At 44.5% G+C, this 23,812-nt stretch carries 22 protein-coding genes and 1 pseudogene; 9 read left to right on the forward strand and 14 right to left on the reverse strand.

Annotation, left to right across the window (positions count from 1 at the left end):
- Positions 1–24: 24 nt before the first annotated feature.
- Genes NI468_RS05825 through NI468_RS05840 form a run of 4 tightly spaced genes read right to left on the reverse strand, consistent with a single transcriptional unit; the run spans position 25 to position 3,759 of the window.
- Positions 25–1,068 carry an alpha/beta hydrolase gene (locus tag NI468_RS05825; RefSeq protein ID WP_005263275.1) on the reverse strand — a complete coding sequence of 348 codons (1,044 nt, stop codon included), beginning with the start codon at positions 1,066–1,068 and terminating at the stop codon, positions 25–27.
- Entirely contained in the window at positions 1,068–2,207 is a 1,140-nt protein-coding gene (locus NI468_RS05830; protein WP_253100589.1) for a YdcF family protein, read from the reverse strand. Before NI468_RS05830 ends, NI468_RS05825 begins: the two co-directional genes overlap by 1 nt.
- Before the next feature lies 1 nt (position 2,208).
- Positions 2,209–3,249, reverse strand: coding sequence for a UDP-N-acetylmuramate dehydrogenase (murB, locus tag NI468_RS05835; protein ID WP_253100592.1), 1,041 nt, complete (start codon positions 3,247–3,249; stop codon positions 2,209–2,211).
- A 3-nt stretch (positions 3,250–3,252) separates the two neighbouring features.
- Entirely contained in the window at positions 3,253–3,759 is a 507-nt protein-coding gene (locus tag NI468_RS05840) for a low molecular weight protein-tyrosine-phosphatase (protein WP_253100595.1), read from the reverse strand.
- Positions 3,760–3,879: 120 nt separating this feature from the next.
- Between NI468_RS05840 and NI468_RS05845 the strand changes: the two genes are divergently transcribed.
- Together NI468_RS05845 and NI468_RS05850 are read left to right on the forward strand one after the other, a co-directional pair.
- Positions 3,880–5,040: an iron-containing alcohol dehydrogenase gene (locus NI468_RS05845; protein WP_253100598.1), complete on the forward strand. Its 1,161-nt coding sequence runs from the start codon at positions 3,880–3,882 to the stop codon at positions 5,038–5,040.
- Between the two features lie 44 nt (positions 5,041–5,084).
- Positions 5,085–5,519, forward strand: a complete 435-nt coding sequence (locus NI468_RS05850; RefSeq protein ID WP_005252181.1) for an acyl-CoA thioesterase — start codon at positions 5,085–5,087, stop codon at positions 5,517–5,519.
- A gap of 8 nt (positions 5,520–5,527) precedes the next feature.
- Here NI468_RS05850 and dnaX read toward each other — a convergent pair whose 3' ends face one another.
- The 5 genes from dnaX to NI468_RS05875 form a co-directional block, all read right to left on the reverse strand.
- A complete protein-coding gene (gene dnaX, locus NI468_RS05855) occupies positions 5,528–7,660 on the reverse strand; it encodes a DNA polymerase III subunit gamma/tau (RefSeq protein WP_253100601.1) in 2,133 nt (710 codons plus the stop codon).
- Between the two features lie 133 nt (positions 7,661–7,793).
- A complete protein-coding gene (locus tag NI468_RS05860) occupies positions 7,794–8,237 on the reverse strand; it encodes a copper resistance protein NlpE N-terminal domain-containing protein (protein WP_253100605.1) in 444 nt (147 codons plus the stop codon).
- A 78-nt stretch (positions 8,238–8,315) separates the two neighbouring features.
- Positions 8,316–9,581, reverse strand: coding sequence for a serine hydrolase domain-containing protein (locus NI468_RS05865; RefSeq protein WP_253100608.1), 1,266 nt, complete (start codon positions 9,579–9,581; stop codon positions 8,316–8,318).
- Positions 9,582–9,640: 59 nt separating this feature from the next.
- Positions 9,641–10,495: a MaoC family dehydratase gene (locus tag NI468_RS05870; RefSeq protein WP_253100609.1), complete on the reverse strand. Its 855-nt coding sequence runs from the start codon at positions 10,493–10,495 to the stop codon at positions 9,641–9,643.
- Positions 10,496–10,652: 157 nt separating this feature from the next.
- A complete protein-coding gene (locus NI468_RS05875) occupies positions 10,653–12,044 on the reverse strand; it encodes a 3-oxoacyl-ACP reductase (RefSeq protein WP_253100612.1) in 1,392 nt (463 codons plus the stop codon).
- Positions 12,045–12,284: 240 nt separating this feature from the next.
- On the opposite strand from NI468_RS05875, the gene NI468_RS05880 reads away from it, so the two are divergent.
- The gene (locus NI468_RS05880; protein WP_005106598.1) at positions 12,285–13,802 is read left to right on the forward strand and encodes an acetyl-CoA C-acetyltransferase; all 1,518 of its coding nucleotides are present in this window, start codon (positions 12,285–12,287) and stop codon (positions 13,800–13,802) included.
- A 53-nt stretch (positions 13,803–13,855) separates the two neighbouring features.
- Here NI468_RS05880 and NI468_RS05885 read toward each other — a convergent pair.
- Positions 13,856–16,039: pseudogene (locus NI468_RS05885) on the reverse strand (LVIVD repeat-containing protein).
- A 175-nt stretch (positions 16,040–16,214) separates the two neighbouring features.
- Complete coding sequence (gene aceI / locus NI468_RS05895) at positions 16,215–16,652, reverse strand: chlorhexidine efflux PACE transporter AceI (protein WP_191112486.1); 438 nt, start codon at positions 16,650–16,652, stop codon at positions 16,215–16,217.
- 99 nt (positions 16,653–16,751) lie between these two features.
- On the opposite strand from aceI, the gene aceR reads away from it, so the two are divergent.
- The 4 genes from aceR to NI468_RS05915 all read left to right on the forward strand — a co-directional run bounded on the left by aceR (position 16,752) and on the right by NI468_RS05915 (position 20,729).
- On the forward strand, positions 16,752–17,642 hold the full coding sequence (aceR, locus tag NI468_RS05900; protein WP_005263303.1) for an HTH-type transcriptional regulator AceR: 891 nt from the start codon (positions 16,752–16,754) through the stop codon (positions 17,640–17,642).
- A gap of 89 nt (positions 17,643–17,731) precedes the next feature.
- The gene (gene tal, locus NI468_RS05905) at positions 17,732–18,709 is read left to right on the forward strand and encodes a transaldolase (RefSeq protein ID WP_004645437.1); all 978 of its coding nucleotides are present in this window, start codon (positions 17,732–17,734) and stop codon (positions 18,707–18,709) included.
- A gap of 75 nt (positions 18,710–18,784) precedes the next feature.
- Complete coding sequence (gene leuE / locus NI468_RS05910; RefSeq protein WP_129716684.1) at positions 18,785–19,444, forward strand: leucine efflux protein LeuE; 660 nt, start codon at positions 18,785–18,787, stop codon at positions 19,442–19,444.
- 109 nt (positions 19,445–19,553) lie between these two features.
- Positions 19,554–20,729, forward strand: coding sequence for a benzoate/H(+) symporter BenE family transporter (locus NI468_RS05915; RefSeq protein WP_253100695.1), 1,176 nt, complete (start codon positions 19,554–19,556; stop codon positions 20,727–20,729).
- A gap of 39 nt (positions 20,730–20,768) precedes the next feature.
- Here the strand turns inward: NI468_RS05915 and NI468_RS05920 are convergent, their stop codons facing one another.
- Entirely contained in the window at positions 20,769–21,113 is a 345-nt protein-coding gene (locus NI468_RS05920; protein WP_005252206.1) for an SMR family transporter, read from the reverse strand.
- 90 nt (positions 21,114–21,203) lie between these two features.
- Positions 21,204–22,190, reverse strand: coding sequence for an alpha/beta hydrolase (locus NI468_RS05925; protein ID WP_253100622.1), 987 nt, complete (start codon positions 22,188–22,190; stop codon positions 21,204–21,206).
- A gap of 266 nt (positions 22,191–22,456) precedes the next feature.
- Between NI468_RS05925 and NI468_RS05930 the strand changes: the two genes are divergently transcribed.
- Both NI468_RS05930 and NI468_RS05935 read left to right on the forward strand, forming a co-directional pair.
- Positions 22,457–22,900: a universal stress protein gene (locus NI468_RS05930; protein ID WP_004731460.1), complete on the forward strand. Its 444-nt coding sequence runs from the start codon at positions 22,457–22,459 to the stop codon at positions 22,898–22,900.
- Positions 22,901–23,036: 136 nt separating this feature from the next.
- Positions 23,037–23,483 (forward strand): universal stress protein, encoded by a 447-nt coding sequence (locus NI468_RS05935; RefSeq protein ID WP_004278835.1) that lies wholly within the window; start codon positions 23,037–23,039, stop codon positions 23,481–23,483.
- Between the two features lie 33 nt (positions 23,484–23,516).
- Here NI468_RS05935 and NI468_RS05940 read toward each other — a convergent pair whose 3' ends face one another.
- Complete coding sequence (locus tag NI468_RS05940; protein WP_004278836.1) at positions 23,517–23,726, reverse strand: hypothetical protein; 210 nt, start codon at positions 23,724–23,726, stop codon at positions 23,517–23,519.
- Between the last annotated feature and the right edge of the window lie 86 nt (positions 23,727–23,812).

Consider the following 23,812-nt stretch of genomic DNA (forward strand, 5'->3'; position numbering starts at 1 on the left):
TTTAAATACTCAATTTTCACTCTATTAATAATAAGTTTTGCTGCCATGTGCATGCAGAAAGGCCGGAATCAAACCCGTCAATGCAGCACGAATATCGGCTCGCTCATTGATCAATTGGTGTGAACCTTCTTCCAGCATCAGCAAAGTCTGGAGCCGGAATTTACGCCGGATAAATTCGATATTATAACGCCAGTCAACAGTCTGATCCTGTGCACCCTGTGCCAGCCAGACTGGAATACGACAAGCCGGACGCGCTTCCATTTCCAGCATCCAGCGTGACATCGCCAGAATCCAGTCCATGCCCATCATTCGCGGTTGTAATGGATCTTTAAGCCGGATAAAACGCAGAAACTCCGGATTATGATTATTGCGTCTGAAATGTCGGGGAACTTCACGTTTGATTCGGCTAATAATGCCCAATCCGACCGAATTATGCCACCAAGCAGTTTTGGCGGGACGAATCAATGGTGATAACAGCAGAACTCGTTCCACAAAAGGATTTTCGCGACGCTGCGCAAATTCCAGTAAATGGTGCATCCAGATCGCACCGCCGGTACTCTGCCCGATGCCAACCCAAGGTTTCGGTAGTTGTGAGGCGTGCTGCACATAACGATGCACGGCATGTAAAACCTGCTGATAATGATCAAAATTCTGAATGCTGGCAGGTGAACCATCACTAAGACCATGTCCAGGCAGATCATAGGTCAATACACTAAAACCCTGTTCCAAAAGCTCTTTGACAATGGGCTGATAAATACCGCTATGTTCCAGATAACCATGCAGCAAAAAAGCGGTTCCCTGGATCTTGTCAAAGCGGGTATTTTCCAGATTCGGTTCAAACACCTGTACATGCAACCTGAATAAAGGCATCTGTACATAGCCCTGCCAGTGTTTGCAATCCAGCAAATCAAAACCATAAAGCTTGCGATAGGACTGCAGATCAATCGGCGGTTCATCACTACGATTCAAGTTTAAAGGTGGCAAGAGTTGAGGCGTAACATCCCGACTCGGAATGGGTAAATCCAGCTGTTTCAGAATGGTGGGATTTAAAAATGGGATATCAGACATTATGGCACCTCCCGACAGTCACTGGATCCAAACCACATGTCGCGCATGGTCGCCAACATTTCATAATTGGCACGACGACTGTGATCATAATTTTGTGCACTTGGACGCCATCGTGTCAATGGCGTTGGCATCGGCGCTTCTACCGGAATGGTTTGTATGCCATTTAAAGCAAATAAACGGCGGGTACGCGGCATATGATAACGATCCGTAATCAAAATCACTGTAGGCGCTCCACCTTTCTTTTGTAATAGTAATGAACTGAATCGGGTATTTTCACAGGTGTTCATGCTGCGATCTTCCAGTAATTTGGCATCGACACCATGATTTTTTAACCAGCGCTGCATATACGGCGCTTCGACCCCACTCAGAACAATCGGCAACTGATAATGTTTTTCTACTGCCAGCGTGGTTTCCAGACGTAGTCGCGTATAGTTATTGACGACAATTTCTTTGCTTTGTTCATCCAGAGTTAAGCCACCACCCAATACCACAATCGCATAAGGCTGAGAGCGATTCGCGGGTTTAGCCTGCTGTTGCTCTTGTAGTAAGGCCAAGTCCTGCTGGATTTCCTCTCCATCGGTTTCCTGTACCGAACTGGCTTCACCCTGCTCAAGTGGATGCGTCGTCAGAAACTCCATATATTGCTCAATGCGTTCCTTGTTTTCACTACTGTCCCACTCCAGCAATTCCCGGACATTTGCTGTCGGATCGACTGGTTCTGCATCTTCCTGTGAGGACAATAACGGCACCTGAGCAGGTGGACTTTGCTCTGCTTTTTGATCTTGCTGCTCGCGTTGATATTCTTCAATTACTTGCTGCAGCGCTTTATAACGTGCCTGAATCAGCATCAGGTTAGCCGAGTTATTTTGCTGGATATCCTGTTCCATGACCTTTAAATAAGCCTGACGGGCAATCCACAAATCAGAGCCAGGTTCCAGATTTTCATGCTCGCTTAACGCTGCCATTTTCTGGCTTTGGGCGGCGACTTCATTTAGCTCTAAGGAGACAAACTGGTTTAAGCCCTTGACGATCATTTTTGAGTAAAAAGGCGTATAAACCAACACCAATAGACAGCCGCATAGCACAAACAGTCCAGTGACAATTTGTAGCAAACGTACTATCCAATGGGTGTTTTTCATGTTATTCCTCTTCCTGATGAGAGCGGATCAGACCATTTTTATCAAACAATACAGGTTCAGGTTCCAGCATTAAACTAAATTTTTCCCAAACCGATTGCTGTACCGCACGATACGTTTTACGGACATCGGTGAGAGAGGCTTGACCATAATTCACCAAGACCAGCGCCTGTTTGTGGAACATACCGACAGGGCCCAACTGTTTGCCTTTCCAGCCAGCCTGATCAATCAGCCAGCCCGCTGCCAGTTTAACTTGAGCATTGGCTTGCTGGTAATGGGGTAAATTCGGGAAAGATGCAGCAATTCGGTCAAAGACCGCCTGACCAACTACAGGATTTTTAAAGAAGCTGCCTACGTTGGGAAATTCCTGCGGATCAGGCAATTTACTCTGACGAATCTGAATGACTTGTTGCTGCAGGTTTTCTGCTGTGAGCTGATCGCCGACCGCAGTCTTCAGATCACCATAATTCAGTTTCAAATCTGGCTGTTTAAGTAATCTAAAAGTCACATGGGTAATCACATAACGGTTAGGATCATCTTTAAAAATACTATGCCGATAGGCAAACTGGCAATCTGCTGCCTGAATCGAAGTAAACTGTTTCAGCTGACGGTCATAGAGCTCAACGGAATCGATAAACTCGCCAACTTCAACGCCATAAGCGCCAATATTCTGTACTGGCGATGCACCGACCCGTCCCGGAATTAAAGCCAGATTCTGTAGACCATATAACTCCTGTGCCGTGGTCCAGAGCACGAAGTCATGCCAGCCTTGACCACCGCCTACACATAAGCGCTGCGACTGATCATCAGCATCCAGCATTTCAATGCCCTGAATATCCATATGCAGAACCAGTGCATCAATCTGCTCCGGCAACAACATATTGCTGCCACCTGACAGGATCAGTACATTGAGTTGCTGCTGTTCAGCAAAATCCAGTGCCGCCAGCAAATCAGCAGTGGACTGAATTTGGGCATAGTATGAAGCAACTGCTTCTAAATTTAAGGTATTAAAAGGTTTAAGTTGAACCTGGGTTTGAATCTGCATCGCTTAAACCTTGTGTAAATTCTGTTTAAAAATCTCAATCCATGCCCGGCTGCTAGACTCACATTGATCAAGCACCCGTTCAAAGCCATCCGCTTCGCCATAATAAGGATCGGGTAACGCCTGTTTCGGATAAATCTGATCATGTTCACTCATCAATGCCACGCGTGCACGTATATGACCAAACTGAGTTTCTACCAGACGCTGTATGTTCTGAATATTGGATAAATTTTCCAGATCCATCGCCAGAATCAGATCATAATCAATAAAATCGTGTGGAATGAGTTGACGTGCGCGAAGTGCTGAAAGGTCATAGCCACGTTTTAGTGCATGCTTCTGGCTACGCAAGTCCGGTGCCTTGCCCGGATGATAATTACTGGTTCCGGCAGAATCGACCACAATATTCAGTTGCTGTTCATCACAATAATGTCTGAGTACAACTTCTGCCGTGGGAGAGCGGCAAATATTTCCCAAACAAACACATAACACCTTGTATGGCGTTCTGGATGACATAAACAACCTCAGAGCTACTTTATTTTAAGGATTCTTATGTTAAGTTATTTATATACTGATTCCTATCTTACAACCATAGAATAATCTCGTATTTGCAATAAAAAAATCAAGGATATCGCCATGAATCGTTTTCAGTTTCAAACCGTCCCCAATATCATTGCCGGACTAGGCACGATTCAGGAATTATTTAAAATTCTAAAAAATGGCCGTTATCGCCGTCTTCTGCTGGTGACTGACCCGGGTATGCTGAAGGAGCAATTACATCTGCCGATTCTGGATATTATTGAATCTGCCGGACTGGAGTATGTGATTTACTCGGATGTCCAGGCCGATCCGCCCGATACAGTGGTGCTTGAAGCGGTGGCTTTTGCAAAACAGGAAAATATTGATGTGGTTCTGGGCTTTGGTGGTGGCAGCTCGATGGATGTGGCCAAACTGATCGCGATTCTGGCACATCCCGAGCAGCATCAGACATTGTCTGATCTGTATGGCGTTGATAATGCCACCGGACCGCGTTTAGCCTTAATTCTGGTACCAACTACGGCTGGAACAGGTTCAGAAGTGACGCCGATTTCGATTGTCACCACAGGTGAAACCACTAAAACCGGTATTGTGGCACCGATCCTTTTTGCTGATATTGCCATTCTGGATGCAACCTTTACCCAGAATCTTCCGGCACAGATCACTGCCGCCACCGGCATTGATGCCATGGTACATGCCATTGAAGCCTATACCTCAAAACACAAGAAAAACCCTTATTCGGATATGCTGGCCAAACAGGCTTTAAGATTACTGAATGCCAATCTGCCGCGCGTGCTACAAGACGGATATGATTTAGATGCGCGTCAAAATATGCTGGTCGGTTCCATGCTGGCCGGACAAGCCTTTGCCAATGCACCAGTCGCCGCCGTACATGCGCTGGCTTATCCACTGGGTGGACATTTTCATCTATCGCATGGGCATAGCAATGCGCTGGTTCTAACTGAAGTATTAAAGTTTAATGCGCCAGCGGCCAAACAGCTCTATGCGGAATTGATGACCTGGCTGGATCCTTACAGTAAAGGTTGTCATGATGGCCTGACTGATCTGTTTATTGATCATTTTAATAATCATCTGATGCAAAGCGGTTTGACCCTAAAACTGAATCAGTTGAATATTCCGGAAGATATGCTGCAGGTCATGGCAGAAGATGCGATGCAACAAAGCCGGCTGTTGCAGAATAATCCACGTGAACTCAAGGTGGAGGATGCTTATCAGATTTATCAGGCGATCTATGCCTAGATCAATTTCCACTTAAGCCTTATCTAGCTGAGGACTGAATAGTGATGAAAGCCACCATCAAACAGCGCGAACACTATACTTTTTTCCTGCCCATTCAAACCCGTTGGGCAGACAATGATCTGTACGGCCATGTCAACAATGTGACTTATTATAGTTATTTTGATACCGCAGCCAATGCCCTGCTGATTCAGGAAGCTGATTTTGATCCTAAATACTCCCCGATGATTGGCTTGGTAGTCAGCTCCAACTGTCAGTTTAATCAGGAACTGTCTTATCCGGAAATTATTGAAGTGGGCGTGGCCATTGAAAGCATGGGAAGCTCATCACTCAGCTATGATCTGGCTATTTTTAAACGCAACTCAGATACAGCCGCTGCGCAAGGCAATTTTGTCCATGTATTTGTCGATCGTGAGACACGAAAAAGCACCCCGATTCCAGTTGAAATGCGGGATGCTTTATCTCGATTTGTTGTGACTTAACATCCAGCCTATTTCAGCTGAATATTTTGCAGTTCACCGTCAAACTGCTGTAACAGATTGCGTACTGCCGGTTCAGCATGTAACAATTCTTCGGCACGTTTAAAGGCACGTGCCTTACGCTGATGCTGCATGGTATATGGCGTTAACTGGTCCACATTTTCAAATTTCACCTGGAAATTGGTTTGCGGCCATTGCTGTTGCAAAGCAGCTTCCAGATGATGTTGCAACTGGGTCAGCAACTGCTGGTACTGTTCAGGAATATGGAAAACGGATTCGCCATTCATCTGACCAGTCATGATGCCATACTGCGCCAGTTCCTGTACCGCTGGAGAAAGCTGGCTATTACGGAACCAGTATTCCCATTTTTCTACGCTCCACTCACCTTCTAAGGTTTGTTCAGGTATTTTCAGAATATCCTGTGGCATCAGATTCTGCGTATTTACATCTTGAGAAATATCTTCCAGCAAAGCTGTCTGTGCGACTGGCTGAACCGGCGCTGTATTTTCAAGAGCAGGCTGAGCAATCAATTCCTGTGAAAGTTCTAATTCCGGTGCAGCAAGACTAAATTCCTCATCAGCAGACATGATGTCTTGTGCTGGCTCGGTAGGGATGACAGCATCTGCAGGAATAAACTCTTCAAGCAGGAGATCATCCGAACTGTTGCTGGTAGCAGGTGCTTCTGGCTTACTCTTGATTTCATCAAAACCAAATAGGCCTTTGTCATCATTTGGATCAAAAACAATTTGATCACTAGACCGCACTTCTTCAATCACTGTTTGAGTTGCTACAGGCTGGACAGGTTCAGGCGCATTGATGCTGGTTGGCTCGTCTTCATCCAAAAAATCATCCGAAGAAGGTTCAGACGCTGATGCGACATCAATCTCCTCATCTGTCTCATCGTCCAGAGAAAAATCATCAAATATCGGTTCTGCCTCCAATGATTGTGTTTCTACTGATTCAGATTGAAGTTGTGTCTGAACGGGCTGCTGTAGACGTGTTGTATGAGTTGTTGCCTGTTGCGGTACAGTCTCCTGCATCACTGGAATTTCACTTGGTTGTAATGGACGGAAAGCCAGTAAGCGTAGCACCGTCATCTCAAAGCCTTGTTCCTGCGTAACTGCAAGCTGTAAATCGGCACGACCCTTACAGGCAATCTGATAATACAGTTGCAGGTCTTGTGCTGAGATGAGAGCCGATAACTGCATGATCTTTCGATTGATTTCGGCACTATATTTCAGGCTCAGATCTGGCAGGTACTGCAATAAAGCCAGTTCATGCAGTGTCGAAATTAGCTGGTCTAGCACCAGTGACACATCCAGAGCTTGCTGACGGAATTGTAGTAATAACTGACTGACCTGCGCTTTCTGGTTCTGGTGAATCGCCAGAATCAGATCATAAATAATGGTGCGGTCAATCAGTCCCAGCATATCTTTGACATCCTGATGCTGAATCGCTCCCTGACCATAGGCAATCGCCTGATCGGTCAACGACAAGGCATCACGTAATGAACCTTGCGCAGATTCAGCAATCTGCCAGATGGCATCCTGATCAGACTGAATGCTTTCTTTGCTAAGAATATGGCCTAGATGTTCAGTAATTTCATCGACTGCCAATGGACGCAAAGTAAATTGCAGACAGCGAGAAATTACGGTAATGGGTAGTTTTTGCGGATCGGTGGTTGCAAATAGGAATTTGACATGTTCTGGCGGTTCTTCCAGCGTCTTTAACAGCGCATTGAAAGAATGCGTGGAGAGCATGTGCACTTCATCGATCAGGTAGACTTTAAAGCGACCTTGAGTCGGTGCATAAGGCACATTGTCGAGCAACTCACGTGTATCTTCCACCTTGGTGCGTGACGCCGCATCAATTTCAATCAGGTCAATAAAACGACCTTCATTGACTGCGGTACAGGTTGCACAGACTTCACAAGGCGTCGAGGTAATACCGGTTTCACAGTTCAAGCACTTCGCCAAAATACGTGCAATCGTGGTTTTTCCGACACCACGCGTTCCTGTAAACAAATAGGCATGATGCAAACGGCCACGTTCGAGCGCGCTGGTTAAAGCACGTGATACATGGTTTTGCCCCACCAATTCATTGAAATTACGAGGACGGTATTTTCGCGCAAGTACTTGATACATGTATGCTCCTTTTTACAGGTCTAAGCATACTGTTTTTTTATAAAATAGTGAAATGAATGCCGGTTTATAAAGAATAAAAATCCCTTGATCAAAATCATTGAAAAAGGGATATAAAACAGATGCTTTTTTAAAATTAGACCGATTCAAACAGGATAAAGTCACTTTGCATTTGGTAGCGTTTGCCTGTTTGATCTTCACGAATTTCCAAAACATGCTTTTTCAGATCGACATAGAGCAGATTTCGGGTATCGACATTCAGCAGTTCAATCTTTTGTTGTGATTCATCCTGAAACCGAATCTGCCCGCTCATCGTTTTAATTTCATTATGACCACTTAAACTTTCACGCTGTAAAGTAAAGGTCTGATCTTCATTTAAAGTTAAGGCCACTGCCATGCCGGGACAATCTTCACAACTTGAAAAGCATCCCATACATGGCGTTGTGCCCTGATAATTTCCCACCCATGCAGGTAGCTGCACCTTGGCTTCAGCGACAGTATTTTTAACTGATTGATTTTGATCCTGACAACCAAATAAAGCACCGGTTACCACTAAAGGAATCAATATCACTTTCTTCATGCTTTCATTTCACAGAACTGGAATTCGCCACAAAATAGCACATTTTAAAGGATAGATTAAATCCTGGATCAGGGTGATCTAACGCCAGCCTTTGCGCCCGGTCAGTACCGCATCCGCACAGCGTAAGGTTTCCTGAGTTAAACCCCAAAGACGATAATCTCCGGTTAATGAACCTGTCGGGAAATTATGGGTATAGGCAAAACTTAAATTCCGCTCAGGATCGCACCAGGCACCAGAGCCATTAAACCCCATATGACCAAAACCTTTAGAGGCTTTTCCTAAAGTGAGAACACGGTGATAACCCAAACGCCAGTGCATCGGTAAAGGCATGACCCGATCTCGTGTTTTGTATTGCATCTGACTAAGTCGCTGGAACACCTCAGGCGAAATCAGTTGCTGACCTTGCCATTCACCATGATTCGCCAGCATGGTATAGATTTTTGCCAGACTCTCTGCAGTAAAGACACCATTGGCGGAGGGAATAATCGCTTGTAGCCCCTGTTCACTAAAGAAACTAAATTTCTTCATGCCTTTGGGAATCATGGCATCCTGAAAATCCTGAGGATCCTGCCCGCTAAAGACCAAGGCTCGCTCCATCAGGTTCGGCTTTCTTGGTGTAGTTTTTTTCGCAGTCTGTGTTTGAGACTTGGCTGCTTTAGGCTTTAAAATGGGCAGCGCTACCCGAGCTAACTCATTCGTCGGTACGCTAAAATAAGCACCATTTAACTGTAGTGGCTGTACCAGATATTCCTGCATCAGCTCACCCAGTTTTTTACCAGTCGCTTTTTCTAATGCTCCACCCACCTGCCAGCCAAAAGTCAGCGGTTGATAAGCGGCATCTGTAGCAACCTGAAATCGTGGTTCAGCCGCCGCAATCCGGTCCAGCATATGCGACCAGTCGGCCATTTCAGTGGCATCATCAATCATATTACGGATATCAAACAGGCCACTTTGATGACTGAGCATATGTGCCAGAGTAATATTTTCTTTACCATTTTGTGCAAATTCAGACCAGTATTCTGCAACCGGTCGATCATAATCCAGATAACCTTGACTGACCAGAATATGCGCCAAAGTCGCCAGCACACCTTTACCTGTGGAATAACACAGCGACATGGTATCCGGTTGCCAGTTTTCAGTGACAGACTTTTTACCGGTATAAATATCGACGACCTTTTGTCCCTCAAAATATACCACCAGTGCGGCACCACCCTGTTCGGTACGTGCATCCTGCAAACGGCTAAACTGACGGGCAAGGTCACTGAAACGCTCATCGACATTGCCCTGATAATTATGCTGATCAGCAAACAGATAATCTTTAATTGGCTGCATCATTCTATCCATAGAATATTGATCCCTTAAAATGAAAAAGCCTAAATCGGGTTTAGGCTTTTGATTCAGATTTAAATTGCTTTGATATGGCCGGTGACGTGTGGTTTTTGATTTTTACTGCTTCGTATCAGAAAATCTGTATCATTGGCTGCCTGTGCCGTCAGGAACTCAACTTTAGATGGCAAGTACATCGGCAACTTGAACCAGACATCAGCTTCATAAGCATCTGGCAATGACAGATTCGCCAGTGCTTTGGCCTTGCTCCACATACCATGTGCAATCGCCTGTTTAAAACCAAAAGCTTTCGCTGTGACTGCATGAATATGGATCAAGTTAAAGTCGCCTGAGGTCATGGCATAACGACGACCAGTATTCTCCGAGATGTTCCATTCATTATTGAGTATATATTCTGGCGCTTGGCTTTCTGCAGGTTTTGCAGCAGCTTTAGCATTGGTCTTTTGACGTGACAGATAAGTCGTCAATGCTTCAACTACGACCTCGCCTCCCACTTTGACTGTAGTAATGAAATCAAACTGCACGCCTTTATCGTGCGGCTGCAATTCGCCAAATTTGCATGCTAGGGTCAAGGTTTCATTGACGCCGATTTTACGGTATTGCTTCACTTGGTTACGGATATGTACCAGACCCAAGATCGGAAACGGAAATGCTTCTGAAGTCATCATGTGCATTTGTAGACTTTGTGAAAGCACCGTCAGATAGATTGCTGGAATATAACCATTATTTTTAAAACCGCAGACTTCATTATAGGCTTTCAGATGTTTTTGATCGACCTTGAATGAATCCACCACATATTCAACTTGCGGTAGAACTTTTTCAGCTTTCGGCTTTTTAAAAATCAAGCCTTGAATCACTTTTGGATAGGCTAAATAAGGTTTTGGAAGTTGACTAAAATGGCGCGTATTCATACTGAACCTTTAAAATATTCTTTTCATTTATATATGAGTGGAGTTCTCTCTCCCTTTGGGAGAGAGTTAGAGAGAGGGCTAAAAAAAGGCCCCTAGTCTCCCTCTCCTAAATCCTCTCCCTGAGCTTTAATTAAACTGCAAGAAAGGACTTGATGCTTTAAGCCCCTAAAAGACTTTGACCACATACACGTACCACGTTGCCATTTAAACCTGTTGATGCAGTAGCAGCAAACATTGCAATCGTTTCTGCAACATCGACAGGTAGACCGCCTTGACTCATCGAATTCATACGGCGGCCCGCTTCACGGATCGCAAATGGAATCGCAGCCGTCATTTGTGTTTCGATAAAGCCCGGTGCAACGGCATTAATGGTTATACCATTTTTTAAAGTTGGTGCTGTGAATTTCACCACACCAATCACACCCGCTTTAGACGCTGCATAGTTGGTTTGACCCAGGTTACCTGCAATGCCTGAAATTGAGGATACACAGATAATACGACCATTGGCATTTAGACCATCGTTGGAGATTAAATAGTCATTTACACGTTCAATCGCCGACAGGTTGATGTTAATCACCAGATCCCACAGTTCAGGCTTCATATTGGCCAAGGTCTTGTCACGGGTAATTCCGGCATTGTGCACAATGATGTCTAAGCCGCCATGCTCTGCTGCCGCTGCCTTGATCTTCTCACCTGCATCTGCAGCTGTAATATCAATAGCCAAGGTAGAACCGCCGATCTCACTAGCTACACGATCAAGGTCAGCCTGCTGTTGTGGAACATCCAGACAGATGACATGTGCACCATCACGGGCCAATACATGGGCAATCGCTTCACCAATACCACGGCTTGCGCCTGTCACAACCGCAGTTTTACCCGCTAATGGCTTGGTCCAGTCTACGTCTACTTTTTCAGCTGGTGAAACACGGATCACCTGACCAGAAACATAGGCAGAACGAGGAGAAACCGCAAAACGTAATGCAGACTCAAGATTCGCTTCAGCACCTGCATCAACATAGATCAGGTTTGCTGCGATACCTTTCTTGAATTCTTTAGCCACTGATTTCACAAAACCTTCCAGTGCACGTTGAGCGATTGACTGACTGACTGATTTAGCAGTTTCAGGCGTAGTCCCTACAATCACGACACGACCAGAACTCTGGATCTGACGCGCAATCGGGTTAAAGAAATCATAAAGTGATTTTAACTGTTCTGAATTTTCGATCCCTGAAGCATCAAAAATAACGACCTTGAATTTTGATTCTTTATCGCCCGGGTTAAATGCACCCAGATTCAGCCCGGATGCTGCAGCCGCCTGTTGCAACTCAGCATTATTACCTGCATAGCTGTTGGCATAAATATTTGCCAGAACCTGAGCAATAGCACCCGTCAATGGACTTGCTGGTGCTGCACCCAATAATACTGCGCCTTTTACCACTGGCGTAGCAGACTCAAAACGGTCTAAAGAAGTTGGGGATGGCAGACCCAAATTTTTAATGACAAATTTACCAATAGGAGATTTTGCAAAAGTTTGGTACTGATCAGTCATGTTTATTATCTCTCATACAAATTAATTTTTGGTTGATCTAAAGTTATCCTTAAACTTCAATATGATGCCAGACACATATATTTCAATAGATCCGCCAGATTCCGCCCAATCATACTTGAGATAATAGGCAGATGACTTGACCTGAGCGCAGTCTGTAATGTCATTGTAGTCAATACAGCCTATCCTCTTCTATGCTAATGTAAGCGCCAAGAAGACGATCTATTTGCCTGGTAAAGCCTTATGAGCAAAACAACTCAAGAAAATCCAGCAGTCGAGAACTCTGCGACAGAAACTGTGTCAAAACCATCAACGCGCACCAAGCGTAGCACTAAAAATACTGACACAGCCACTGGGACAGAAAAAAGTCCGACTAAAACCTCGCGTACACGGAGCACACCTGCCCGTGCCAAAAATACGACTTCATCTGAAAAAGATTTAATCTCTACAACACAGACTTCTGTTCTACAGGAACCAAACATGAGCCAAAATACAGTTCGCCGCGTTGCGATTATCGGTGGTAACCGCATTCCATTTGCACGTTCTAATGGTGCTTACTTTACGGCATCCAATACTGACATGTTTACAGCAACCCTGAACGGCCTAGTTGAACGCTTTAATCTGCAAGGTCAACGCTTAGGTGAAGTGGTTGCGGGTGCAGTACTGAAACACAGCCGTGACTTCAATATGACCCGTGAATGTGTACTAAATACTGCCCTTGCACCTGAAACGCCTGCTTATGACATCCAGCAGGCATGTGGTACTGGTTTGCAAGCGGCATTTCTTGTTGCCAACAAGATTGCTTTAGGTCAAATCGAAGTAGGCATTGCAGGTGGTGTAGATACGACTTCTGATGCACCGATTGCTTTTGGTGACGGTTTACGTAAAGCATTACTTGAGCTAAACATTGCGAAAACTGCAAAAGACCGTCTGAAAGCACTGACCAAAATCAATGTGAAAGACCTTATGGATGCACCAAAAAATGGTGAGCCGCGTACAGGTCTGTCTATGGGTGATCATCAGGCGATTACTACACTGGAATGGGGAATTTCCCGTGAAGCACAGGATGAACTTGCTGCATCTTCACACCAGAAAATGGCTGCAGCGTATGAAGAAGGTTTCTTTGATGACCTGATCACACCATTCTTGGGTCTTAAGCGTGACAATAACCTGCGTGCGGACTCAAGTGTTGAAAAACTGGCGAAATTAAAGCCGGCCTTTGGTAAGGGCGATGCCCGTACCATGACTGCGGGTAACTCTACGCCGCTAACAGATGGTGCTTCTTGCGTGCTCTTGGCTTCTGAAGAATGGGCGAAGGCAAATGGTCATGAAGTATTGGCTTACCTGACTTTCCAGGAAACTGCCGCAGTTGATTTTGTCGAGAAAAAAGAAGGCCTGTTGATGGCGCCTGCTTATGCCGTGCCGCGTATGCTGGAACGTGCAGGTCTGAAACTGCAAGACTTTGACTATTACGAAATTCATGAAGCTTTTGCATCTCAAGTATTGTCTACGCTGAAAGCTTGGGAAGATCCGAAATTCTGTAAAGAGCGTTTAGGTCTGGACGCTCCACTGGGTTCAATTGACCGTGCAAAATTGAACGTAAAAGGCTCTTCACTTGCTGCCGGTCACCCGTTTGCAGCAACTGGCGGTCGTATCATTGCGACAGCAGCAAAACTGATTAACCAGAAAGGTTCAGGTCGCGTACTGGTATCGATCTGTGCAGCCGGTGGTCAAGGTGTAACGGCGATTATTGAAAAATAATCCGTTGACCGATCTAATTAAAAAGCCCCTCAAATGAGGGGCTTTTTTATGACTTATTGATTTGGCAGTGGGTTATTTTTGAAGTATTCATCCACTTTATTCCACGGTGCAGTCGATGCCACGCCTTTCACCATATTCTGGTTCACACCCTGACAAAGTGCATTGTCCGGCGTCAAATGAAAAGCATTTACATTTGGATCCATATAAGGAATTGAGCCTGGACGGCGCTGGAAATAGAAGTTTAACCAATCGACGATAGCTTCAAAGCCATAATTCGACATGGCCCAGGCACTATTATGCCCGCCCCAATGATGACCAAATTCATGTGCAATAATTCGATAACCAGATAATCTGTAATGGCCATAGAATAACCAAGTATCTACTCCTAATACTGCTCCACCACCTAAACCACCACCCATATTGGTAATGCCAAGATTAATTTCATTGCGGTTAAGAATTTCCCGATAGATCCGGACATAATCTTCTGGCTGAAAGAAACCATTCGGCCCTTCTACCTGACCATCATTGCCAAAAAAATCGTGTCCCATGACCGCTTTATGGTTAAACCATAAGGTTTCAAATTCTGGAGTACTGAGCATATAGGCCAGATTGGTCATCATCATGACCCATTCCCGGGCATAGACCGGCGTAATACGACACCATTTATTCGGTTCATCATAGGTACCAAAATAAATTTTCCATTTGGCTTTAATCTGGTTCAGCTTTTTGACGTGCTCATCGGTCTCAGAGTTAATTTTCAGATCAAAAATATTGCTTGGATTTTGCGTGGTCTGACTCAGACCTGCTAGCTGGATCGAGCCTGTGCCATCGAGCAACGGGAAACGGGATTGATCGGTCAGTTTGAGATCAAAGCTGGCATTCGAAAATGGCGTCAACTGATCCAGCTTTGCCAGAATCACCCAGTCTTCTGAGTTTTTAATCTTGGCACGAATCTGCAAATCACGTACAGGCACAGCACTGTAGCTTTGCAAATGCAGGCGATTGCCATTTAGGGTTGCCGATAAAATATGGTCCATATAGACATGACGCTGGCTGCTATTGGTCAAGGTTTCCCATGATTCACCATCCTGCAAGACACGGCTTCTCTCGCGTGCTTTAGATTCGGTTAAAATCATAGCTTGGTTTAGCTGGGTGGATTTATTCTGTTGCAGGGTCAGCATTGGCAGAATATAAATTTTCTGATTGGCCATGTGTAATAGATTCTGACCATAAATATAAAGATCGCTGGCTTTAGCTATTCGGCTGCTCTGGTTTTGCCCTTTTAAAATACAGTCTCGGAAGGTATCCACACTTTTATTGGGTAAGATAGACTCCAAGTTAAAGGATTTTTCCTTGTAACTTTCTACAGTGCCATCATTCCGTGACACATAGACCAGGCCATCGTTATGGCGATGCATGACTGCCGACAAATTGGTTTCTATTAAAATGGGCGTAATATTATTTCCATTTTCCTGAATCTGATTGATATCGTGGACATAAGTCATACCATCCAGCAGGCTGGTATACAGATAGTCGCCCATGACCTCCATACGTGCATTACAGTTGCGTGCACAGCCCGGCAAGCTGAGCCGTGCAAATTTGCGGGCCTTTAAATGGTTTTGCGCTGTCACATCACTTTGACGCTAGACATTGATCCGGCCTTCAATATCAGGTACATACACATAACGGTCGTCAGCAGTCACTGCATTGCTATGTACCAGCGCATAATTAAGCGCATCGCCCCACCATACACCTATGCCGAGTGCCATAATGAAGCTCGGCTGCTCACCACTAATATCTAGAATATCAATTCGGTTCGAGCCATAATTGGCCACATACAAACGCCCTGCATGAATTTCCAGATCATTCAGGCTGTCCCATTTTTTGGCCAGACCCGAAATTTTCATAGGATCAATCGCACTGAGTGCACGTTTTTGTTTTAAGTCATAACGTAGAATATTCGATTCGGCCTGACTATTGGCAATATAAAGCACATCGCCATTTACCACCATGGCGGTGGGATTCCAGGTTTTCAGACCGAAATTCCCTGCTGTTAATTCCGAACCTACATCCAGAACCTTAAATTCCGCAATTTTGCTCAGTTGCTCACCCGAACCTGGTGAAATTACGAAATCCGGAAGCGTCTGCTGTGGCGTACTGCTATCACCTCCTCCACCCCCACAACCAGACATCAGCAACACGATGGACACTGACAAGGTCACTCGTCTAAATAGCATTGAATTCCCCAATAAATTTTAAAATTAAAATAAAAAATCAATGTCTTATATCTTAATTTTCAGTTGGGTTCGAGCATAAAAAATGAGGACTTGATCAAGTCCTCATCGCTGAATATTTCACCTTTCGCATTCTGAAAAGGGAGTCTAAACTGTGTGGTATTTTTTATGGCATATTTTATGATGAGATTTTCCGATAATCCGGCTGGAGCCCTAGTCTGGCTTCTAGATGATCATAAATCCACTGAAAGATAAAGGTATATACGAGAATACAAAGGGTTAGAGCTAAGTCTAGCAGAAAGGCCTGAGCCAGACTCATGTGTAAGGCATAAGCCACCATCGGAATGGTCGCCAGCATCAAACCGCCTTCAAAGCCAATTGCATGAGCAATCCGCACTTTAACGCTTCTTTTTAAACGATGTTTAGCTTCAAACTTTTCAAAATAGTGATTAAACAGCATATTCCAAAATACTGAAGTCACAGCCATAGCAATCCCGAGCGCACCTGTCACTTCAAGTGGCATATGCATCAGTGTACTTAAAAGGACAGCAATCACGACCAGTAAAATGCCTTCATATAAGGCAGCATGAATCAGTCTTCTTTTGGAAATTAACATATTAAATCAGCTCAATTCATTACATGATGCAAGAATTTTATTTCTTTAAATCTGATTATTCGAGTTAGAATCTATCAATAAAAATGAAAGATTAAAGATATGAATGTTAATCAAGAACAGCTGCTGATGTTTAAAACCGTGATGGAAACCGGTTCTTTCTCTGCGGCTGCACGTCAACTGGGCAAAGTACCTTCAGCAGTCAGCATGGCCATTGCCAATCTGGAAATTGACCTGAATCTGGAACTGTTTCAGCGTATAGGTCGTGAACCGAAACCAACTGCACAAGCGCAGGTATTGTATGAAAAAACCCAGCAGCTACTGGTAGAAATGAACCAGTGGAAACAGCATGCTCAAGCCCTAAGTTCAGGCTTGGAATCTGAATTGAATATTGTGGTAGTTTCAGAATTGCTGCATACGCGCTGGACCGATTATATTGTGTTGCTAGAACAGGAATTTCCTGCACTGCAAGTCAATGTATTCAGTGCACCTCAGGAAGATGCACATCGTATGCTGTTTGAAGGTTCAGCGCAGCTAGCCTTGATGTTTGAACGCGAACAACTGGAAACACGGGAACAGTTTGTGGAATTGAAACGTGAGGTACTGGTGGCTGTAGTCGCCAAACAGCATCCCCTAAGTCAGTTCGATCAAGTCAGTTATGAACAGATTTTGCAAAACAGGCAGATTGTGGTGGCCAGTCGGGATCGCACCATCAAGCCGGAACTACTCTTTTCACGAAATTACTGGCGCACCGACAACCACCACTCGGCTTGCAGCATGATTCAGCAAGGACTGGGCTGGGGGGTTCTGCCACTCGAAATGCTGAATGAGCAGCCACATTTGCAAGATCAGTTACAGGTTCTCAACCTGCTCGATTTCACCCCAAAGTTTGAATATTTTGTTGATCTGGTCTGGAGCAGAGAAACCCGATTAGGCACAGCTGCTCATTTTTTGATTAATCACTTGCGCAAACAACGTAAAACCGGGCATTAATCACAGAAATTCAACGACAGTCTACTTGGTAAACCGGCCATTTATGATATATAAGAAAGCATAAGCAATAACCATAGAACTAGATCGTAATGACATTAACTGCATTAAACCAATTAAAAAACTTGACGACCATTGTGGCAGACAGCAGTGATTTGAGTGCCATTGAAAAATTTCGTCCGCTTGATGCAACCACCAATCCATCGCTGATTACTGCAGCAGCAAAACAACCTGAAAATCAGGCCTTGATTGAAGCTGCTTTTCAGCAAGCCCAGCAAGAAGGCTATGCAGATGACGCTCTGATTGAACGGACTATTGATATTTTAACGGTCAAATTTGGTGTAGAAATCTTAAAACTGATTGAAGGTCGTGTTTCAACGGAAGTCGATGCTTCGCTGTCCTTTAATACTGAAGCTACCATTGCCAAAGCCAAAGAGTTACTGGCACTTTATGCGCAATATGGAATTGACTCAGACCGCATTCTGATCAAGATCGCGTCTACCTGGGAAGGCATTCAGGCAGCGAAAGCACTGGAAGAACAAGGCATTCATACCAATCTGACTTTATTGTTTGGTCAGCATCAGGCCCATGCCTGTGCTGATGCCAAAGTAACATTAATCTCGCCTTTTGTCGGCCGTATTCTGGACTGGTACAAAAAAGCTGAAGGCGTTGAGTCTTACCCGATTGAAAAAGATCCGGGTGTACTTTCGGTTAAGCGTATTTATGAATTTTATAAAGCGCATGGTATTCAGACTGAAATCATGGGTGCCAGCTTCCGCAGTATTGATCAGGTTCTAGGCTTGAGCGGCTGTGACCTGCTCACGGTAGCACCAAACCTGCTGGCCGAACTGGAAAATGATCAGCGTGAAGTGCAGGCCCAACTCTCAGCCAAAGATATTAAAGTTCAAGGTGAACTCAGCCCAATCAGCCCTGCCGATTTTGAAGCACAACTGAAACAGGATCCGATGGCCAGTGAATTATTGCAAGGCGGCATTGACGGTTTCATTAAAGCCCGTGAGCAACTGGCTGCTTTATTACGTGAAACTTTCCTGAGTACCACTGAAATTTAAAGAAAATTTAGCAAATTTCTCCAGGCCGATGTTGCTATAATGCCGCATCGGCTTTTTTGTTCATGCGAGTTTTTCGTGTTTGGTATCACAGATCTAACGACCTTTATCATTGGAACCACGTTGATTGTGTTACTGCCTGGGCCGAACTCCCTGTATGTCATGTCGATTGCTTCACGCTTTGGCATCAAAACAGGCTATATGGGCGCATTGGGGGTATATACAGGCGACCTGATCCTGATTATATGTACGGCATTGGGAGCAGCTTCTTTACTACATGCCTTCCCGGTACTGTTTATTGCACTGAAAATTATCGGAGCGATCTATCTCAGTTACTTGGGTATCAAGCTAATCATTGCGGCCTACCAGACTTTCTTTCCGGAAAAGTCATCACAACGCGTCCAGATTAAAAAAACATCTTCCGATACTACTGAATCAATTCAGCCCTTTCGTACCGCACTTACGATTAGCATCTTAAATCCCAAAGCGATTCTGTTTTATCTGTCTTTTTTTGTGCAGTTTGTCGATCCTGCCTATCCTTATCCTGCCCTGACGTTCACGCTACTGGCTCTGATCCTGCAATTGATCAGTATGACCTATCTGTCAATCCTGATTTTTTCTGGTGTAAAACTGGCGTCCTATTTCAATCAAAATTATAAAGTGACTGCCAGCTGTGTCGCGGCGGTCGGGATTCTATTTTGTGGTTTTGGCCTTAAACTGGCGACTTCAACTTTCTAGTATTGACCGGCTTCAAGCCACCAGACCTCTGGATAAAATTGTTAAAAACATTGTGTTGATACGTGAAAAGCGTATGATTTAAACGCATTTAAAAATAGTGTCATGGATGATGCCAAAACTTTTACAAGATCTCTCCTTTCCTGCCATCATGGCCGGTTTTATTACCTGCATGATTGGTATCAGTGTTTCCGCCGTACTGGTCATTGAAGCTGCGCAAAGCCTGGGTGCCAATGCCGCGCAAATCAGCTCCTGGTTGTGGGCACTGGGTATCGGCATTGGAGTTTCCGGGTTTCTGCTTTCTTGGAAATATCGCTATCCGATTTCAACCGCCTGGTCGACTGCCGGTCTGGCGCTGGTCATTGCTTCTGCCGGTCATTATAGTCTGGGGGAAGCAATTGGCGCTTTTCTGATTTCTGGCATTCTGATCGCTTGTCTAGGATTTTTTGGAATTTTCGAGCGAATTTTCCAGTTTATTCCACAAAGTTTGACCAGTGCCATGCTGGCAGGTGTCTTGCTGAAATTTGGTATCTCGGTCTTTGGCAGTCTGCAACAGTCTTGGGAATTTGTGCTTTGTGTACTGGCGATTTATCTGGTTTCTAAAAAATTGAGTACGCGCTATAGCATCGTGATTACCGTGTTAATGGCTATTGCTCTCTGTCCTTTCTTTATTAATTTCACTATTCCTGCACTGAACTGGAGTATTGCCCAGCCGGTATGGATTACACCTGAATTTAGTCTGCAGGCTGTTTTAGGATTAGCCTTACCTTTAATGGTGATTAATCTGGCATCGCAATACCTGCCTGGCTTGGCCGTCATCAAAAGTTATGGTTGTCCGCCGAAAGTAAATTCTATTCTAGGCTGGACGGGTATTACACAGACGATGCTGGCGCCCTTTGGCTGTTTTAGTGTCAATCTTGCCGCAATCAGTGCGGCGGTCAGCCTGGATGTCCAAGCGCATCCTGATCCGGCCAAACGTTATATTGCCGGTATGAGCTGCGGCCTGTTTTATATCCTGATGGGTTTTTTTGCTGCGACCTTGACCAGTGTACTAATGGCTTTTCCGGGGATTCTGATTACAGTATTGGCAGGCATTGCCCTGTTTGGCACCATTGGCCACAATATCGCGCTGGCTTTTCAGGACAGTCATGACCGTGAAGCAGCACTGATGACATTCCTGTTTAGCGCCTCTAATATCCAGTTTTTTGGTATTGGCTCCGCTTTTTGGGGACTGCTACTTGGTCTGATAGTTTATTTAATGTTTAAGCTTAAACCGCAAGTGGCATAAGCTTATTGTAGAAATGAGGCAGCTACCTTGTCTGCCTTTTTAATGCCCTGCAGTCTGGGAAAACAGGTTAATCACCACCACACCGGAAATGATAAGTGCAATCCCGATAAAAGCGGGCAAATCTAGCGCCTGCTTAAAGATCACATAGCCTGCGATTGCCGTAAGAACGATGCCTACTCCCGCCCAGATTGCATATGCAATGCCTAAGGGGATTACTTTAATCACCTGAGACAGCAAATAAAACGCAATACAGAATAAAACGACTACTGCCAGAGATGGCCATAATCGGGTAAAGCCTTCAGACTTCACCAGAAATGTTGATCCAGTCACTTCGGCAATAATAGCCAATGCCAACAATAAATATGCCCATGACACAGGATTCATTTTTTAAACTCCAAACTATTTTTCAATGATTGCTGTCGGGACGATCTGACACGATCAATCTTGAGAGATTCATTTTGCACAGTTTTCTCTTCACGGGGAAAGCTGATGTAAAAAATCCAGGGTTTTGACAAAAGTTTGCTGACTTTCCTTTTTGCCCATAAAAAACTGATATTCATGAATGAGCCAGGCCTTAGACTCTGGATAAAATATTTCAGTCACAGGAATCTGCTGTTCCTTCAAAGCTTTTACAAATGGTAGCGACTGAGTATCGGTCAGGAAGTCCTTATTCCCGCCACTGATGAACACGGGCGGATAAGACGGCGTAATATACTGAATCGGAGAAATCTGCTTTAAAAACTCGGCATCATATTTACGATCGCCGGTATAAGCCTGAATCAGGTTAAAGACACCCCATTCAATAATTTTCATTTCTTCAGGCGCTGTGCTGGCAAATGCTTCCAAGTCATAAATTCCACAATGCAAGATTAAACCTTTAAGCTGCGCGGGTTGCAGATGAGGCTGAATACCGGATTGGTTGGCAAATACAGGATTGGTCAAAAGCGCGGCGTAATGGCTAGCTATATTCGCCCCGGCAGAATCTCCGGCCAGATATAAGTTCTGGGCATCAATTTGGTAGGTGTCTGCATAGGTATCTAGAAATTCAAGTGCCTGATTGATCTGGTGTAACTGGCTTGGATAGGTCACTTGTGGCGCAAACTGATATTGCACGGATACCACGTTATAGCCCTGTGCCGCCAGCAGCTTGAAATAACCCCGTGCATGTTCTTTAGAACCTGAAATCCAGCCGCCGCCATGAATCCAGACAATGGTCGGTCGTGGGCCAATACTGGCAATATTCTGCGGCTGATACAGATCCAGAGATAATTTCTGCTGCGGCGCATAGGTAATATTTTGCTGGACGATAACCGCACCAGGCGCATAACGATCCATCACTTTTTGCTGCAAGCCTGTGGTCAGGTTAAAAGCACCGGCAATGACTTTACTGTTCTGTGCGGTCTGACAGCCGGAAAGAATAACTGAACTTATGAGCAAAAGATGAATGGCAAAAAACCTCAAAACAGTCCCCTATACATGATCTAAAAACAGGCTACGGCAGTTTAAACTATCCTGCTGCAAACAAGGACTATTCATGCTCTTATTTTTGATCACTAAAACTGCAATTCCGAGTTTTTTACTCTGTTTTTTTCATCACTTTTACATGAAAAATATTTGTAATTTAATGAGTTTTTTCAATTTTACCGCTTTTTTGCAATTGCACCCGCCACAGCACTGTGCTATCAATAAACCAAGCCTAAAAATCAGACAACCTGCGGAGAAAAGCCATGGTCTATCAACATATTTTAGTCCCAGTGGACGGTTCAGAAATTTCCTTTTCTGCAGTACGACATGCTGCCAAAATTGCCAAGGCATTTGGTAGTCAGCTTTCCCTGATCAGCCTGATCGCAGAAGATCCTTTTACCGAGGCTGATTTCTATTACAGCTCCTCTATCATGAAGGAATATTTTATCGAGGCACATGCCAATGCCAAAAAGGCCTTGAAAGAAGCCACTGCCATCGCAGCCGGTGAAGGTATTGAAGCGCAATCCCGCATTGTGACAGGTTTAGTCAATGCAGAACATATTGCTGAAACCGCGGGTGAGGTGAAAGCCGACCTGATCGTCATGGGTTCTCATGGCCGTAAAGGCTTCCAGAAAATGATTCTGGGCAGCTTTGCACAAGATGTATTGGGTGCGAGTGAAATTCCCGTACTGATCGTGAAAAAATAATCCTGATGCTGCGCATCTTCAAGATGCGCAGTACTTGCTACTTTTACATTTGGAAGTCTAACAAAACATGCTGTGGAGATTTACTCGCTTAAACCACACTCCCCCTTTACTGCAATAATAAATATGAGGAAGCACCATGAATAACTATGATCATCTTCTCGTAGCACTCGATGAGTCCTCGATTTCCTATGCTGCCGCAGATCATGCCCTGGAACTGGCCAAAGTATTTCATAGCCATGTCACTTTACTCAGTGTGATTGCGGTGGATCCCTTTAAGGGCGTAGATTTTTACAAAGTTGCTCCTGCAGTCACAGACTATTTTATGCATGCAGAACAAAATGCGCTGGATCGTTTAAATGAACTGAAACTGAACTTTGTTCGTGATGGCATCCAGGTGACGACAAAAATCCTGCATGGCATGGCGCCGTCAGAAGGCATTATGCAGGCTGCAAATGAATCCCCGACCGATATGATCATTATGGGTTCACATGGTCGTAAGGGTCTGCAAAAACTGATGCTGGGCAGTGTCGCTCAGAATGTTCTGGCACTTTCCTCTATTCCAGTCCTCATCGTCAGACAATAAGATGCTTGATCAAAGCCTGTATGATGCAGGCTTTTAGCGAAGTTTTTGATTTAACTCACTTAAGAATATTTCAGCATCAAGCTGGCTTTGAAATACTTTTTTGTATTCTCCGACCTGCTGAATGGAATGCGGCGTATATTGAATGGAGATTTCAAGTAAGCCATTTTCAGGATTCTTGCTGACATGTACGGCAATAATATGCTGGCTATTTAAATAAAAACCATCTTCAATTTTCACTAACATATCTTGGACAACCTCTAGTAAGCGAATCTGTAGATCCCTTTACCTAGCTTACAGCTTAATAAACAAATACTCTTTTCCGTATAATC

Origin of the sequence: Acinetobacter lwoffii, assembly GCF_024129355.1 — a bacterium.
GTDB classification, from domain to species: domain Bacteria; phylum Pseudomonadota; class Gammaproteobacteria; order Pseudomonadales; family Moraxellaceae; genus Acinetobacter; species Acinetobacter lwoffii_I.